The organism is Phaeovulum sp. W22_SRMD_FR3, assembly GCF_052113705.1.
Taxonomy (GTDB): Bacteria; Pseudomonadota; Alphaproteobacteria; order Rhodobacterales; family Rhodobacteraceae; genus JBGQOG01.
This window is the reverse complement of record NZ_JBGQOG010000007.1, coordinates 1-14,723: the sequence shown is the minus strand read 5'-3', so window position 1 is coordinate 14,723 and position 14,723 is coordinate 1. Positions and strand designations below refer to the sequence as shown.

At 62.3% G+C, this 14,723-nt stretch carries 12 protein-coding genes and 1 tRNA gene; 10 read left to right on the top strand and 3 right to left on the bottom strand.

The features are described from left to right. The first annotated feature begins 3 nt into the window (after positions 1–3). Together ACEN2S_RS11100 and ACEN2S_RS11095 are read left to right on the top strand one after the other, a co-directional pair. Positions 4–79: transfer RNA gene (locus tag ACEN2S_RS11100), tRNA-Thr, on the top strand. An 819-nt stretch (positions 80–898) separates the two neighbouring features. Then, positions 899–4,912, top strand: a complete 4,014-nt coding sequence (locus ACEN2S_RS11095) for an HYR domain-containing protein (RefSeq protein WP_441866182.1) — start codon at positions 899–901, stop codon at positions 4,910–4,912. Between the two features lie 143 nt (positions 4,913–5,055). Here the strand turns inward: ACEN2S_RS11095 and ACEN2S_RS11090 are convergent, their stop codons facing one another. The 3 genes from ACEN2S_RS11090 to ACEN2S_RS11080 all read right to left on the bottom strand — a co-directional run bounded on the left by ACEN2S_RS11090 (position 5,056) and on the right by ACEN2S_RS11080 (position 9,827). Continuing rightward, positions 5,056–6,075, bottom strand: a complete 1,020-nt coding sequence (locus ACEN2S_RS11090) for an NAD-dependent epimerase/dehydratase family protein (protein ID WP_441866180.1) — start codon at positions 6,073–6,075, stop codon at positions 5,056–5,058. Then, complete coding sequence (locus ACEN2S_RS11085) at positions 6,075–7,238, bottom strand: nucleotide sugar dehydrogenase (RefSeq protein WP_441866178.1); 1,164 nt, start codon at positions 7,236–7,238, stop codon at positions 6,075–6,077. The genes ACEN2S_RS11090 and ACEN2S_RS11085 overlap by 1 nt, the downstream gene beginning before the upstream one ends. A gap of 486 nt (positions 7,239–7,724) precedes the next feature. After that, positions 7,725–9,827, bottom strand: a complete 2,103-nt coding sequence (locus ACEN2S_RS11080; RefSeq protein WP_441866176.1) for a methyl-accepting chemotaxis protein — start codon at positions 9,825–9,827, stop codon at positions 7,725–7,727. 475 nt (positions 9,828–10,302) lie between these two features. Here ACEN2S_RS11080 and ACEN2S_RS11075 point away from each other — a divergent pair, with 475 nt between their 5' ends. The 8 genes from ACEN2S_RS11075 to ACEN2S_RS11040 all read left to right on the top strand — a co-directional run bounded on the left by ACEN2S_RS11075 (position 10,303) and on the right by ACEN2S_RS11040 (position 14,448). Next, positions 10,303–10,560: a spike base protein, RCAP_Rcc01079 family gene (locus ACEN2S_RS11075; protein WP_441866174.1), complete on the top strand. Its 258-nt coding sequence runs from the start codon at positions 10,303–10,305 to the stop codon at positions 10,558–10,560. After that, entirely contained in the window at positions 10,560–10,775 is a 216-nt protein-coding gene (locus tag ACEN2S_RS11070; RefSeq protein ID WP_441866172.1) for a hypothetical protein, read from the top strand. The genes ACEN2S_RS11075 and ACEN2S_RS11070 overlap by 1 nt, the downstream gene beginning before the upstream one ends. Further along, complete coding sequence (locus ACEN2S_RS11065) at positions 10,775–11,932, top strand: phage head spike fiber domain-containing protein (RefSeq protein WP_441866170.1); 1,158 nt, start codon at positions 10,775–10,777, stop codon at positions 11,930–11,932. Before ACEN2S_RS11070 ends, ACEN2S_RS11065 begins: the two co-directional genes overlap by 1 nt. Continuing rightward, positions 11,932–12,201, top strand: a complete 270-nt coding sequence (locus ACEN2S_RS11060; RefSeq protein ID WP_441866168.1) for a hypothetical protein — start codon at positions 11,932–11,934, stop codon at positions 12,199–12,201. The genes ACEN2S_RS11065 and ACEN2S_RS11060 overlap by 1 nt, the downstream gene beginning before the upstream one ends. Before the next feature lie 378 nt (positions 12,202–12,579). After that, positions 12,580–12,957: a TIM barrel protein gene (locus tag ACEN2S_RS11055; protein WP_441866166.1), complete on the top strand. Its 378-nt coding sequence runs from the start codon at positions 12,580–12,582 to the stop codon at positions 12,955–12,957. 197 nt (positions 12,958–13,154) lie between these two features. Beyond that, positions 13,155–13,517, top strand: coding sequence for a hypothetical protein (locus tag ACEN2S_RS11050; protein WP_441866164.1), 363 nt, complete (start codon positions 13,155–13,157; stop codon positions 13,515–13,517). Positions 13,518–13,744: 227 nt separating this feature from the next. After that, positions 13,745–13,972 (top strand): hypothetical protein, encoded by a 228-nt coding sequence (locus tag ACEN2S_RS11045; RefSeq protein ID WP_441866162.1) that lies wholly within the window; start codon positions 13,745–13,747, stop codon positions 13,970–13,972. Continuing rightward, positions 13,969–14,448 (top strand): type II toxin-antitoxin system death-on-curing family toxin, encoded by a 480-nt coding sequence (locus tag ACEN2S_RS11040; RefSeq protein ID WP_441866160.1) that lies wholly within the window; start codon positions 13,969–13,971, stop codon positions 14,446–14,448. The genes ACEN2S_RS11045 and ACEN2S_RS11040 overlap by 4 nt, the downstream gene beginning before the upstream one ends. Positions 14,449–14,723: the final 275 nt, after the last annotated feature.

Below are 14,723 nucleotides of genomic sequence, written 5' to 3'. Positions count from 1 at the left end.
GTTGCCCCTATAGCTCAGTTGGTAGAGCAATGGTTTTGTAAACCGGAGGTCGGGAGTTCGAGTCTCTCTGGGGGCACCATATCTGTCGGGTAGTCCTTGATTTTCCTATAGATTTTTGGTGCGATGTTGCTCAGCCCCACGGCTGATCCCACAGCGGTGCCTTCCATCTGACATATGCCGCATGGATGGGCCGCCGCGGATGGCGCTGGTTTGCCGGCTTTTCCGCCGCTGCTTCCTTCGCCCCGACTGTTCCCCGGCTTGGGTCCGGCCTCTGTGCTGCACCATCGGCCATAGGCGCACCAAGGCGTCGCCTTATGGGTCTTGCGCCGTCACCGTCGCGCAGGGGTTCCTGGCGCTTTTTGGCCGCAGACATTGGCCCGGACAGGTGACCCCGAATGCCATTTGCACGGCGCGGTCTTGCCGCCTGCTGCCCCTCTGAATGCCCTGCCAAAATCAACCGGACCCTGGCGGTCTTTCACACATAATCAACCACCCTCCCGCTACTGATCGAAAGGAATGTCACCCCCCGTTTCACAAGGACCTTATCGTGCGAACGCGTTCAGTATTGCAGATGTTATGTTTGGCCTCGGCCGCTTTCGTGCCCACGATGGGGTTCGGGTTTTCGTCGCCGACACCCACGAACGGGAGCTTCGTGGCGGGTTCGAGCTGCGCTTTTTATTGGCAATATGACCCCAATGATGAACTGGCAATCGTGTATTCTATGGGCGGGGGAAGCCCGTATATCGCCGGCGGAAGTTATTATGAATTCGGGTTGGCAGACAACTCGTATCCGGCCTTCTCCGTCAGTCAACTTGCCCTTTGCCTTGGGACAAGCGAGAGCAATATTTCCAACCTCTCTCAAACCGGAGCACAGGTTTCCTTTGTCAGTGACACCTATATGGGGTTTTCGTTCACGCTGACGACGGCAACGAGCAGACTGGCCGCGGGCAACCACGAATTTTCCCTGGACGGACATTCCTTTTCGCCCGCAGCTGACACTCAGCCTCCGGTGCTCACCGCGCCGTCGGCGCAGAGTGTCAGCACCGATGCGGGGGTTAACACCGCCGCGCTCAATGTGACCAGCCTCGGTTCGGTCAGCGATAACGTCGATAGCGGGCTGGCCATCACCTATAAGGTGGGCTCCACCGTTCTGAGCGGGGCTTATGATTTCCCGCTGGGTGTGACCACGGTGACGATGGATGCCACGGATACGGCGCTGAATGCCGCGACTCAGGCGAGCTTCACCGTGACGGTGAGCGATGCCGAACGGCCGGTGCTGACCGCGCCGTCGGCGCAGGTGGCGAACACGGATCCGGGGGTGAGCACCGCTTCGGTTAACGTGACCAGCCTCGGCTCGGTCAGCGACAACGTCGATGGCGGGTTGGCGATCACCTACCGTGTGGGCTCAACCGTGTTGAGCGGTGCCTATGACTTCCCGTTGGGTGTGACCACGGTGACGATGGATGCCACCGACACCGCTCTGAACGCGGCAACGCAGGCGAGTTTTACCGTGACGGTGAGCGATGCGGAGGTGCCGGTTCTGACGGCGCCGTCGGCGCAGAGTGTCAGCACCGATGCGGGGGTTAACACCGCTTCGCTCGATGTGACCAGCCTCGGTTCGGTCAGCGACAATGTCGATAGCGGGTTGGCGATCACCTACAAGGTCGGCTCCACTGTTCTGAGCGGGGCCTATGACTTTCCGCTGGGCGTGACCACGGTGACCATGGACGCCACCGACACCGCTCTGAACGCGGCGACTCAGGTGAGCTTTACCGTGACGGTGAGCGATGCCGAGGTGCCGGTTCTGACGGCGCCGTCGGCGCAGAGTGTCAGCACCGATGCCGGGGTCAGCACCGCCTCGCTGGATGTGACCAGCCTCGGTTCGGTCAGCGACAATGTCGATAGCGGGTTGGCGATCACCTACAAGGTCGGCTCCACCGTGTTGAGCGGCGCCTATGACTTCCCGCTGGGCGTGACCACAGTGACGATGGACACCACCGATACCGCCCTGAACGCGGCGACTCAGGTCAGCTTTACCGTCACTGTCAGCGACGCCGGAATACCGGTGCTGACCGCCCCCGCCAATCAGACGGCCAATACGGACCCTGGTGTCAGCACCGCCGCGCTGGACGTGACGAGCCTCGGCTCGGTCAGCGACAATGTCGATAGCGGGTTGGCGATCACCTACAAGGTCGGCTCCACCGTTCTGAGCGGCGCCTATGACTTTCCGCTGGGCGTGACCACCGTGACGATGGACGCCACCGATACGGCGCTGAATGCCGCGACGCAGGTGAGTTTCACCGTGACGGTGAGCGATGCGGAGGTGCCGGTGCTCACCGCCCCCTCGGCGCAGAGTGTCAGCACCGATGCGGGGGTTAACACCGCTTCGCTGGATGTGACCAGCCTCGGCTCGGTCAGCGACAACGTCGATAGCGGGTTGGCGATCACCTATCGTGTGGGCTCCACCGTTTTGACCGGCGCCTATGACTTCCCGTTGGGTGTGACCACGGTGACGATGGATGCCACCGACACCGCTCTGAACGCGGCGACGCAGGTGACCTTTACCGTCACTGTCAGCGATGCCGGAATGCCGGTGCTGACCGCCCCCGCGGATCAGACGGCCAATACGGACCCCGGTGTCAGCACCGCCGCGCTGGATGTAACCAGCCTTGGCTCGGTCAGCGACAACGTCGATAGCGGGCTGGCGATCACTTACCGTGTGGGCTCCACCGTATTGACCGGCGCCTATGATTTTCCGCTGGGCGTGACCACGGTGACGATGGATGCCACCGATACACTGAGCAACGCGGCGGCACAGGTGAGCTTTACTGTCACCGTCAGCGATGCGGAAGCGCCGGTGCTCACCGCGCCTGCCAATCAGACGGCCGCCACCGATGATGGTCTCAGCACGGCTTCGGTCGATGTCACCAGCCTTGGTTCCGTGAGCGACAATGTCGATACCGGGTTGGCAATCACCTACAGGGTCGGCGCGACGGTTCTGAACGGCGCCTATGATTTCCCGCTGGGCGCCACCACCGTGACGATGCAGGCCACCGATACGGCAGGGAATGCTGCGGTGCAGGTGAGCTTTACCGTCACCATCAGTGACACCGCGACCGATGGGGTGGCGCCGGTTCTGACCGCGCCGGCCAATCAGACGGCCAATACCGATGACGGTGCGGGCTATGCAACGGTTGATGTCACCAGCCTCGGGTCGGTGAGTGACAACCTCGACACGGGCCTGACCATCACCTACCGCGTGGGGTCCGTCATTCTGACCGGTGCTTATGACTTCCCGGTCGGCGAGACCACGGTCACGATGGATGCGACCGATACGGCCGGCAATGCGGCGGTGCAGGTCAGCTTTACCGTCACCGTGCAGGATGTGAGCCCGCCGCCCGCGCCCACGGTCGCCACCGTCGTGGTGAACCTTGATCAGACCCTGACCGTCAGCGGCACAACCGAGCCGGGTGCCCTGGTCACCGTCACCTTCCCGGACCTGTCGGTTGTCACCACCCATGCCACGGGCGGGATTACGCAAAAACCGCAGCGGGTGGCCCGCAACATCGTGCAGTCCGGCACCTTCTCGGTGACCTCGGCGGCACCGCAGCCGAACGGGACCGTCACTGTCACCTCGACCGACAGCAACGGCAATACCTCGGGCGCAACGGTGGCCGTGGTGGACACGCTGGCCCCTGATGTGGTGATCAGCGGCGGCCCCGAAGCTGTGACGCCGAACGGCAACTTCACCGTCAGCATCACCTTTACCGAAGCGGTGACCGGCTTTGGTGCAGGGGATATTGTTGCCACCCACGCCTCGGTGACCGGACTGACCGGCAGCGGTGCAAGCTACACGGCATCATTGACCGCGTCGGGCGGCGGTGACATCAGGATCTCGGTCCCGGCAGGGGCTGCGCAGGATGCGGCGGGCAATCTGACCACGGCGTCAAACCTGCTGGTTCTGGCCGATACCACCGTGGCGGAAACCCAGGAAACCATTGCCGATTTCATGTTCACGCGGGCCAATCAACTGGTCAGCAACCAGCCCGAACTCTCGGCCCTGCTGAACGGCGCCGCCAGAGGGCATGCCAATGCGGCGGTCACCCGGGGCTATGGCACCTTTGAGTTCGGCGCGGGTCTGGGGGCGGTCGGCTTTGACAATGCCTGGTTCCAGCTCAAGGGCGCGAAGACCAAGGATGACACGGCCGACAGCCTTTACATGTTCGGGGCCATCGGGGGGCATGTCCAGCTGCGCGAGACCATGCTGCTGGGGGCGATGCTGCAATTCGACCATCAGTCGCAAGACGATGGCGCGCGCCGGGTGAAAGGCAGCGGCTGGCTGGCGGGCCCCTATTTCGTCGCGCGGCTGGCCGAGCATCCGATCACCTTTGAGGGCAGCCTGCTCTATGGCCGCTCGCAGAACAGGGTGTCGCCGTTCGGCACCTATGAGGATGGCTTCGACACCAAGCGGGTGCTGGGCCAGGTCAAGGTGACGGGCGCGTATGATCTGCGCGGCCTGCAGCTCAGCCCCTATCTGAAGCTGGCCTACACCAGAGATGCGCAATCGGCCTATATTGATGCGCTGGGAAGCACCATCCCCGGGCAAACCATCACCTTGCGCCAGATTGCGCTGGGCGTGGATCTGGCCGAGCATCTGTCCTTTGACGGTGGAGAGATGGATTTGGTGGCCGGGGTCTCGGGCATCGGGTCCAGCACCAGCGGTACTGGCGGTACCGGCGTCGCCAGCAGCGTTGTCCCCGGCTATGAGGGCTGGCGCGCGCGGGTGAAACTCGGCGTCACCTATGCCAGCAAAGCCAACGGCACCTTCAGCGCGGCGGCCTATGTCGATGGGCTGGGGGCGGCGGATTATGACAGCTATGGTCTGAACCTCGGCTATACGCTGGACTTCTGACGGCAGGGGGCAGGTTTCCCCCGCGTGAACGGCCAACAACCGCCAGCCCTGACAGGGTTGGCGGTTGTTGCGTTCTGGCGGGCGCTTTCGGAGGGGGTCGACGGCGCTTCCGGGGTGCTGCCGTTTGTGAAACCGAAGGGGAGCTAGTGCCGGAAGTAGTCGCGGTACCAGTCGACAAAGGCTTTCACCCCTTCGGTGACGCCGGTGGTCGGGGTGTAGCCGGTGAGTTTTGACAAGAGCGTGGTGTCGGCCCAGGTGGCGGGCACATCGCCGGGCTGCATCGGCATCATGTTGCAGATTGCCGTCCGCCCTGTCGCGGCTTCGATCGCGCGGATGTAGTCCATCAGCTGCACCGGGCTGCCATTGCCGATGTTCACCACCCGGAACGGCGCCACGGGCGAGAGGCTGTCGCCCTCGGGCACCACCCCATCCGCAGGCCGCACCGGGGCAGCATCGAGCAAAAGCCGGATCCCTTGCACCAGATCGGTGACAAAGGTGAAATCGCGGCTCATGTCGCCGTGGTTGTACACGTCAATCGGTTGGCCGTTCAGGATCGCCTTGGTGAATTTGAACAGCGCCATGTCCGGGCGGCCCCAGGGACCATAGACGGTGAAAAACCGGAACATGGTGATCGGCAGGCCGTAGAGATGCGCATAGCTGTGGGCCATGCTTTCATTGGCCTTTTTCGTGGCCGCATAGAAGGACATCTGGCTGTCGGCCTTGGCCGTCTCGACATAGGGCATCACCGTATTCGCACCGTAAGCCGAAGAGGTGGAGGCCATCAGCATATGCGCAGGGGGATGCGCGCGGGCGGCTTCGAGGAGCTCATAGGCGCCCAGAAGGTTCGCCTCGACATAGGCGCGCGGATTGTCGATGGAGTAGCGCACCCCGGCCTGGGCCGCCAGATGCACGACCAGATCCGGCTTTTCCCGCGCGAAGAGATCCATCAGCAGGCCCGGCTCCTCGACCTTGCCGCGGATCGCGGTAAAGCCCGGATTTTGCAAGAGCATCTGCTCGCGCCGTTCCTTGAGTGTCACGTCGTAATAATCATTGTGGCTGTCAAGGCCGATCACCCGGAACCCGTCGGCCAGCAGGCGGCGGATCAGGTGAAAGCCGATGAACCCGGACGAGCCGGTGACAAATGCAGTGCGGGCCTCGGCCATCAATCAACTCCGAACAGATCGCGGGTAAAAATCTTGTCTGCGACATCCGCCAGATCGGCATCGGCGCGGTTGGCGAGGATGACATCGGCCTCGGCTTTGAAAGCCTCGAGATCCGTCACCACCCGGCTGCGGAAGAAATCGGGCGCGTCCAGCGTCGGCTCGAACACGATCACCTCGATGCCCTTGGCCTTGATCCGCTTCATCACGCCCTGGATCGAGCTGTCGCGGAAATTGTCCGACCCCGCCTTCATCGTCAGCCGGTAGATGCCCACCACCTTGGGATTGCGGGCAATCACCTGATCGGCAATGAAATCTTTCCGTGTCGAGTTGCTGTCGACGATGGCGCGCATGATGTGCTGCGGCACGCGGTCGTAGTTCGCCAAGAGCTGTTTGGTGTCTTTTGGCAGGCAATAGCCGCCATAGCCGAAGGAGGGGTTGTTGTAATGCCCGCCGATGCGCGGATCGAGGCTGATGCCGTCGATGATCTGCCGCGTCGAGAGGCCATGCACCTGTGCGTAGGTGTCGAGTTCGTTGAAGAAGGCCACCCGCATCGCGAGATAGGTATTGGCAAAGAGCTTCACCGCCTCGGCCTCGGTCGGATCGGTGTAAAGCACCGGCATATCCTTGCGGATCGCCCCCTCGATCAACAGGCCCGCGAAGGCCTTGGCGCGCGGGCTCTGCTCGCCCACCACGATGCGGGAAGGGTAGAGGTTGTCGTGCAAGGCCTTGCCTTCGCGCAGAAATTCCGGGCTGAAGATGACATTCTCAAAGCCCTCTTCGCGCATGCGGGTGATGAAACCGACCGGGATCGTCGATTTGACCACCGCGACGGCCCGGGGGTTCAGCCGGGCGACATCGGCGATCACCGCCTCGACGCTGGAGGTGTCAAAGCGGTTTGTGGTGACGTCGTAATTCGTTGGCGTGGCGATGATGACGAAGGCCGCCCCGGCATAGGCTTCGGCCGGATCGGTGACCGCGCGCAGGTTGAGCGTGCCGCGCGCGAGGTACTCCTCGCATTCCGCGTCGCCGATGGACGAGCGTCCGGCATTCACCATCTCCGCCCGCGCGGCGTTCACCTCGAGCGCCACAACCTCATGGTGCTGCGCGATCAATATGGCGTTCGACAGGCCCACGTAGCCAAGGCCAACCACTGCGATTTTCATGTGTCACCTGATCCCGTCTTCTGATGTTGTCGCGCCGCAGCATGAGGCTATGAAACCGAACCAACTTGCAGGGTCAAACGAAAAGCACATTGTCGCCCCCTGTCGTTCATTCGCCCGGTGCCAGCCTGTGACCGTGCCGCATCCTGCGTATTTCACCTGTTCCGGGCCAAAGATATGCCCTTTTCGGGCCGATTTTGTGGCCATCATGTTGGTGCGGATGGCCTGTGGCGGCATGGGGGCGGATGCGGCAGAGAGGGTGGCGCAGGGCGCACGCCCTGCCGCTGTGGCGGGGCGGCGGGACATCGCGGGGCGGGCAGGGCGCAGAGCCCTGTCGCGAAGGGCCGTGGGCGGGGCATGGCAAAGCACCGTGCGGCCCTGTACTGAGCCTGCGCGGTGCGTTGAAGAGGGCCGCGCCGGGGCACGGCATGCGGGGGAGGGTTTGTGGCGGGTGGGAGGGCCGGTGGCAATCCCGCCCGCCGGAGCGGGTCAGCCTGCAGCGCGCAGCCGTGCTCTGGGGGCGCGGTTTGCCACTCCGGGATACCCGACGGCGCCGCTGCCTGACAGCCCGGTCGTGAACACTGCCGTGCTTTGCGCCAGCTCGACCGCCTCGCGCGTCAGGTTGCCGGTCGCGGCATTGGTTTCCTCAAACATGGCCGCGTTTTGTTGCGTGACCTGATCGAGCTGGTTGACCGCGAGGTTGATCTCGGCAAGGCCGGATGCCTGTTCCTGCGAGGATGTTGCGATTTCGGTGACTCGCAGATGGATTTCCGAAACCGCCGCGTCGATCTCTTGCAGCGCCCGCCCGGCCTGACCCACGAGACCGACCCCGCGCGACACCTGACTGGAGGAGGCCGAAATCAGCGCTGCAATCTCGCGCGCAGCGTCGGACGACCGCTGTGCCAGCGCCCGCACCTCCGAAGCAACCACCGCAAACCCGCGCCCCGCTTCGCCTGCCCGCGCCGCCTCAACGCCCGCGTTCAGCGCCAGAAGGTTGGTCTGGAAGGCAATTTCGTCGATGACGCTGGTGATCTTGGAGATCTTGGTCGAGCTGTCGGCGATCTCATCCATCGCCTTCACCGCATCGCGCACCACAACGCCGCTTTTTTCGGCGCTTTGCTTGGCGTCGGCAACCATCTTGCTGGCCAGAGCGCTCAGCTCCGAGGCCGAGCGGACCGATGCGGTCAGCTGATCAATCGCGGCGGCGGTTTCTTCGAGCGTTGCCGCCTGTTGTTCGGTCCGGCGGCTCAGATTGTCGGAGGCCTGACTGATTTCCGAGGTTTCGTTCTGGATGGTGGCGGCATGATCGACCACCCCCATCATCACGGCATTCAGCTTGTCGCTTGCCATGTTGAAATTCTGCCGCAGGCTGTCGAATTCGCTCGCCAATGCGGTGGTGATCTGTGCCGTCAGGTTGCCGTCGGCGAGTTCGGACAAGGCCAGCTGCATGACGTCAATGGCGGTTTTACGCGGGGTGGAATCCGTTGCGTATTTCACAACCTTGAATGGGCGTCCTTCGCTGTCAAGGATCGGGTTGTAGCTGCCCCTGATCCACACTTCGCGTCCGTCCTTCCCCAGACGCCTGAACTCGCCGGATTGGAACTCACCTTTGCGCAGGTTTTCCCAGAAGGTGCGGTACTCATCCGAAAGGGCGACTTTCTGATCCACAAAAATCGCATGCCGCTGACCGCGGATTTCGTCGAGCGAATAACCCATGGTGGTGCAGAAATTTTCATTCGCCGTGAGGATTTTCCCCTCAAGGTCAAATTCGATGACAGCCTGCACTTTTGAAATGGCCGCCATTTGCCCCGCATTCTCTGCGGCGCGGTTTTTATCCGCGGTAATGTCGACCGCATATTTCACGACTTTATAGACCTTGCCCGCCGTATCCAGAATGGGGCTGTAATTCGCCTGAAGCCAGCGGATGGCACCGGTCTTGCTGAGGCGCCTGAATTCGCCAGCCTGATATTTGCCCTGTCCCAGCTCTTCCCAGAATGCACGATAGGCCGCGGTGCCGATCACATCTTTGGGCATGAACAGGCTATGGTGCTGTCCGATCAATTCGGTCGGGGAATATCCCATTGTGGCGCAGAAATTATCGTTGACTGCCAGGATCTTGCCGTGCAAATCAAACTCGATCACCGCCTGCGCTGTCGAAATTGCCATCAGCTGGCCTGCGGCGTCGGCGGCTTTTTCCTTGGCTGCCGTCACATCGACCGCGAATTTGACAACCATGACCGGTTTGCCTTCGGCGTCAAAGACCGGATTATAAGAGGCTTCAATCCACACCTTTTTACCATTCTTGCCAATGCGCGAAAACGTGTCTGAAATGACCTCTCCACGGGAGAGTTTATTCCAGAACTGTTTGTATTCGGCGCTGTTGGCGAATTCAGGTGTCACGAAGATCCGGTGCATCTGTCCCTGAATTTCCTCGAGACGATATCCGACCACCGAGAGAAAGTTTTCGTTGGCGTCCAGAATTTTGCCATCGAGGTCAAACCAGATCAGCCCCTGCGCGCGATTCAATGCCGCGATGAGAGACGAATTGCTGTCAACTGAGCGTGCAGCGTGGCGGGCAAAGGCGCGGAACATCGTCATCTCCTCATTACGGTATGGCGTTCTTCTACCTGTCAGGTACAAATTTTCGCTTAATTTCGGGGATGAAAATCGCAAAATTCCCTTGCTACATTGGAATTTTGCGATTTTCCCTAGTGCCGTGTGAATGCGGTATTCAATCTATCCTTAACCATTCGCTGCATTGGAGGCGCCCCGCTGACTGCCGTTCCGCAACGTCGAGCGGATTGCATGCCCGGCTGTGGTCCGGGGCGCCGGGTTTGACGCGCGTCAGACGGGTGACGCTTGGCCCCGAGGGCGCCCGGGACGCGTCTGCCGTGGCGGCGGCGTTTTGGGGATGTTGCTCCTCACGCATTTCCGGCGGTCGCTGCCTTAGGGCGATCCTTGCGCGCTTTTGCCACTCTGGGCGGCGGGTTGATGCGCCGCCGGTTTTGCCGGCGGTCACGCAGGATGTCTGTGCCTTCGTCGTTTCATGATCTGAAAGGAGCCTCTCATGGCTGATCTCTATGCAAAATTCGCCCGTGGGCTGGAGGCCCCTGCGCAGTTTCATTTTGCCATCGTGCCGGCCAATGGGGTGGCTTTGCCGAACCGCCCGCGGGTGCTGAAGGTGTTGACCGATGGCACCGTCGCGCTGCGTGATGCCGCGGGGGTGGTGCTGACCTATCCGGTGGTTGCGGGCGACCTGTTGCAGTTTTCTGCCATTGGTGTCGAGGCGACGGGCACCACCGCCACCGTCGTGGGATGGGTCTGATGCTGGGCCTGGGTCTCGGCCTGACTGCGGGCGGGGGCGCGCGGATGTCACCCGGCCGCTACCTGCAGGGCGGGGTGGCGCCTTCCTTGGTGCTGGACCCCGGGCGCCGGATCTTTGCCAGCGATTTGGGGGCCTGGTCGATCCGCTATGAGGCCGGAGGGCTGCGGCCTGCTCTGGCCCTTGATTTTTCCGTTGCGACATATGGGAGTGCCTGATGGGGTATAATCCGACGCTCAAGCCGCTGACCTCGATCCTGACCAGCCAACGCAGCACGACGGGCACCTATGTCAATGCCGCCGGGCAGATCGCCACTGCGGCAATCGATACCGCGCGGATCGATTGGTCCGAGGGAACGGCGGCCCTGTTGATCGAGGCGGCGGCGACCAATCTGATCACCAGATCAGCGGCGAGCAGTGCCAACTGGACGAACCAGTCCGCGACGTTGACCAACAAGACGGACGCGGCATTTGGTGTGTTTCCGGGCCTGTTGGTGGCCAGCACCGGCAGCGCGTCTGACCGGGCGCAAGCCGCGGGTGTCCTCCATGCCGGTGCCACCGATTACACGGTCACCGCGTGGTACGCCTCGGGGACATCGGCGCAGATCGCTTTGCAGGTCTCGCTGGCCAGCCCGGCCACCAGCATCAAGGTGTCGGGCGCCCCCGGCGCTTTGGCGGTTTCGGGCACCGTCAGCGGCGGCACGGTCAGCGGCGTGACCAACCGCGCTTTGGGCGGAGGCCGGTATTCGGTGTCGGTGACCTATCGGGTGACCGCGGCGGTGACGCTGAGTTGGGGGATGGGCCCGAACAGCGCAACCGTCGGTGAGACCATGACCGCCTATGCGATGCAGCTGGAGACCGGCACCACCGCCACCAGCTATATCCCCACCTCCGGCACCACCGTCACCCGGGCGGCTGACATCTGCAGCCTCGATGTGACGCCCCTCGGGCTTGCGGCGGGCTTTACCATTGCGGTGAAGGGCACGGTGTTTGGCACCGCCGGTGTCTCGGGCATTGTGGCGAACTTCGACAGCGGCGCCTATGACAACCGGCAGATCATCGTGCTCAACAGCACGGGCTCTGGTCTGGGGGCGCAGGCTTTCGCCGGCGGCGTGTCACAAGCCTCGACGTTCACCGCCTATACGCCGGGCACGCCATTCGCGGCGGCCATGCGCGTGGGGCCGAATGTGTTCCGGTATGTGCTCAATGCCTCGGTGGGGGCAGATGACACATCGGTCGACTTCGTGCCGCCGACGATCCTGCGGATCGGTGGCTCCCTCGCCAGTCAGATACCGGCGCGGCTGCGGCTGAAATCTGTCCTCCTCTATCCCGCGCTGGTTTCCGACGCCGCCCTGACCGCATTGGGGACCGTATGATGCAGATCCTTCGTCTGAAGTTCGCAGATGCCGTGGAAGCCGAACTGCCGCTCAGCGCCTATTGGGCGGATACGGCCTGCACGCTGGTGCAGGTATTTCCGACCGAGACCAGTGGCGAGACCGGTGCTGAGGGGCCGCCGGTGGTGGCGCTGGTGTCGGGGTATCACGTGGATCTTCTGGCGCGGGAGGCGGTGGATCTGTCGCCTCTCACCGGGTGGGGGATCCTGCCTGCCACACCGCAGCACAGATTCGCCGGTGTTGACGTCTGATCCGCCGTTGCCCGTCGCGCGCGCCGAAAGGCCGCCCGTTTCGGGCGGCCTTTGTGCCGGCGAGTTGAGGTCGCCTCTGGCATCGCAGGGGCTGAACGGGAGGACGACAGCGGCGGTGTTGCGGCAAAGCTGCTCCGCGCCGGTTGCCGTGGCGCCGTGACCGGAGGGCGTCGGTCTGCATTTGTGATGGGCGGGGTCTTGTCAGGATGGGTGGCGCCTTGCGAGCCCTGCGTTTCCGGCAAGACGCGGATGCCTGGTGGCGCTCGATGGAAGAGCTGGTGCCGATTTTCGAGCGCGAGGGGATCCAGTTGAACGTCGAACCCCACCCCCGAGGATTGGTGCGAGACGCTGCAACCGGCGCTCGACATCATCCGCACGGTGAATTCCAAGAATGTGAAATTCCTCTATTGCGCGCCGCATACCTTCTATTTCGGCGATGACACCAAGGCGATGCTGCGCGAGGCCAAGGATGTGCTGGCGCATGTGCATGTCGGCGATACGTTCAACCACAAGGCCAGCTCGGGGCTGCGTTATATCCTGAACCCGCCGGGCACGCAGGCGCGGGTGCATCAGCACCTGAACATCGGTCAGGGTGAAGTGCCCTGGGACGATTTCTTCGGCACGCTGGCCGAGATTGGCTTTGACGGCATCATGACCGCCTGTGTCTTTGCCTGGGAAGACAAGGCCGATCAGTCGGGCAAATTCATGCGCGCCGAAATGCAGCGCTATATCGATCAGAATTGGCCGAAGCGCTGAGATTGGACCTTGGCCCGCGCCCGGAGAATGGGCTCGGGCCAGAGGCGGGGACGTCTGAATAGCCGTTCCAGCCTGTGCGCGAGGTTCGGGCAGCTTCCCGACCTTCGCGACCATGGCTGGGGCGAGCGCTGTGCCCTGCAGCAACAGGTCGGCATGATGTTATGTCGGCAGATGCCAAAGCCACTGTAGGTGGTCTGATGCCGCGCCCGTTCGCGCCTTTCAGCGACATTCTAGCGGTCTGCAGCATGTGGCGCGAAGGGCGGGAAGCGGAAGTTCGCGGCAGAGACGATCCGATCGCTCAGCAAAGGTGGAAGCCGACATTCGGAGCGGACGAAGGTAGAGGTTCGTTCTGCGCCGCCGCGAGGCGGCACAGAGCCACAGCGGTCAACCGCTATGACTCGCTGGTCGAAGCGCTGACGCACCTTGACCGCGACCATTATGACCTGAAGTCCCTGCCCCAGAACGTGCTGGGCAAGATCGGGGGCGTCTGGCCGGTCTCTGTGATGGGCGCCGAGCATTCTTTCAAAGCTTATGGGGCAGGGCTTTCACCGCCGAAGTGAACGGCGAACCTCTCGACGCGGACGACTGGCGCGAAGGCTACGCGCGCGGATACGATGCCGGGAAGGCGCATGGCGCGATCTGAACTTCCTGACACTGTTCTTGCGGATCATACAACCGTGTAGCGCATAGCTGGAAATGGACAGTTTAAGGACCGTGCGGTAGCGCGCCACGGTTGAGAACGCGCCGAGTTAGTGTATAACAAGGGTCACAAACCACGAGACACGCCATGCACAAGAAGAACAATATGGGCTTCCAGACCGGCAGCCAGGTCAAAGTGAACACCAAGGTTCTTAGGGATGCTAAATCCGGCAAGTTTGTAACGACAAGCTCTACCGTGTCACGCGTGGAGCGGATGGAGCAGGTCATTGAGAGCACCGGAAAGCGCCTTTCCGTTCAAGAGTCGCGCAAGCGCATGCTCAAGCAACTAGATTTGAGCTTTAAACGGCTTGCATGAAATACTTCACCTTGCCCGAGGAACTGCAAATCCTCACAAATGACGACATCCATGAGATCCATGATGAGCAAATCCGCTTGTATGGTGGGAATGCTGGTTTCAACGATCAGAAGATCGTGGGTGTGGACGCGACCCTTGGGCGGGTTCAGAACCATATCGCTTACATGCCGGATACGGACTTGCTGCGCGCAGCAGCTGTGCTATGGCACGGCCTCACGACCGCCCACGCCTATCTTGACGGCAATAAGCGCACGGCACTGATGGGGATGGCGGTATTTCTGGAGATCAACGGCGTCACCTATGATCGAGGCGGTGAGTATGCTGCGATCTTCATAGAAAGCCTCTTTGGTGGGACAGGCGAAGAAAACCATGTCACGCTTGAGGACTTCGAGCGGCACTTGCGCCAGAACACCCATGCGCTTGATTATGCCGTCCTCGCCGAAATTGCCCCTGAGGACCAATCGATTACCCCTTGAGCTATCGCCGCGACTTCAGCCGCACGATCGCCCATAGGATCATCGCGATCACAGCAATCCCCTCCCTTACGCTGAATGGCCGCTTTGTCCTCGTCCGCAACGCGGCCGCTCGTCCTCTCGGAATGCTGCGCAACGTTCCAATGACCGCTTCGGTGAATGTCGTCTTGCGGCAGGGGCGAGGCTCCACCGGCGGCAATGGGCCGAGGCTGTGTGGAAACGCGCGTGCAAGGTGCGCCGGATGTAGGTGTGTCGGTCTGCTCGCTTTTTGCAGCCTC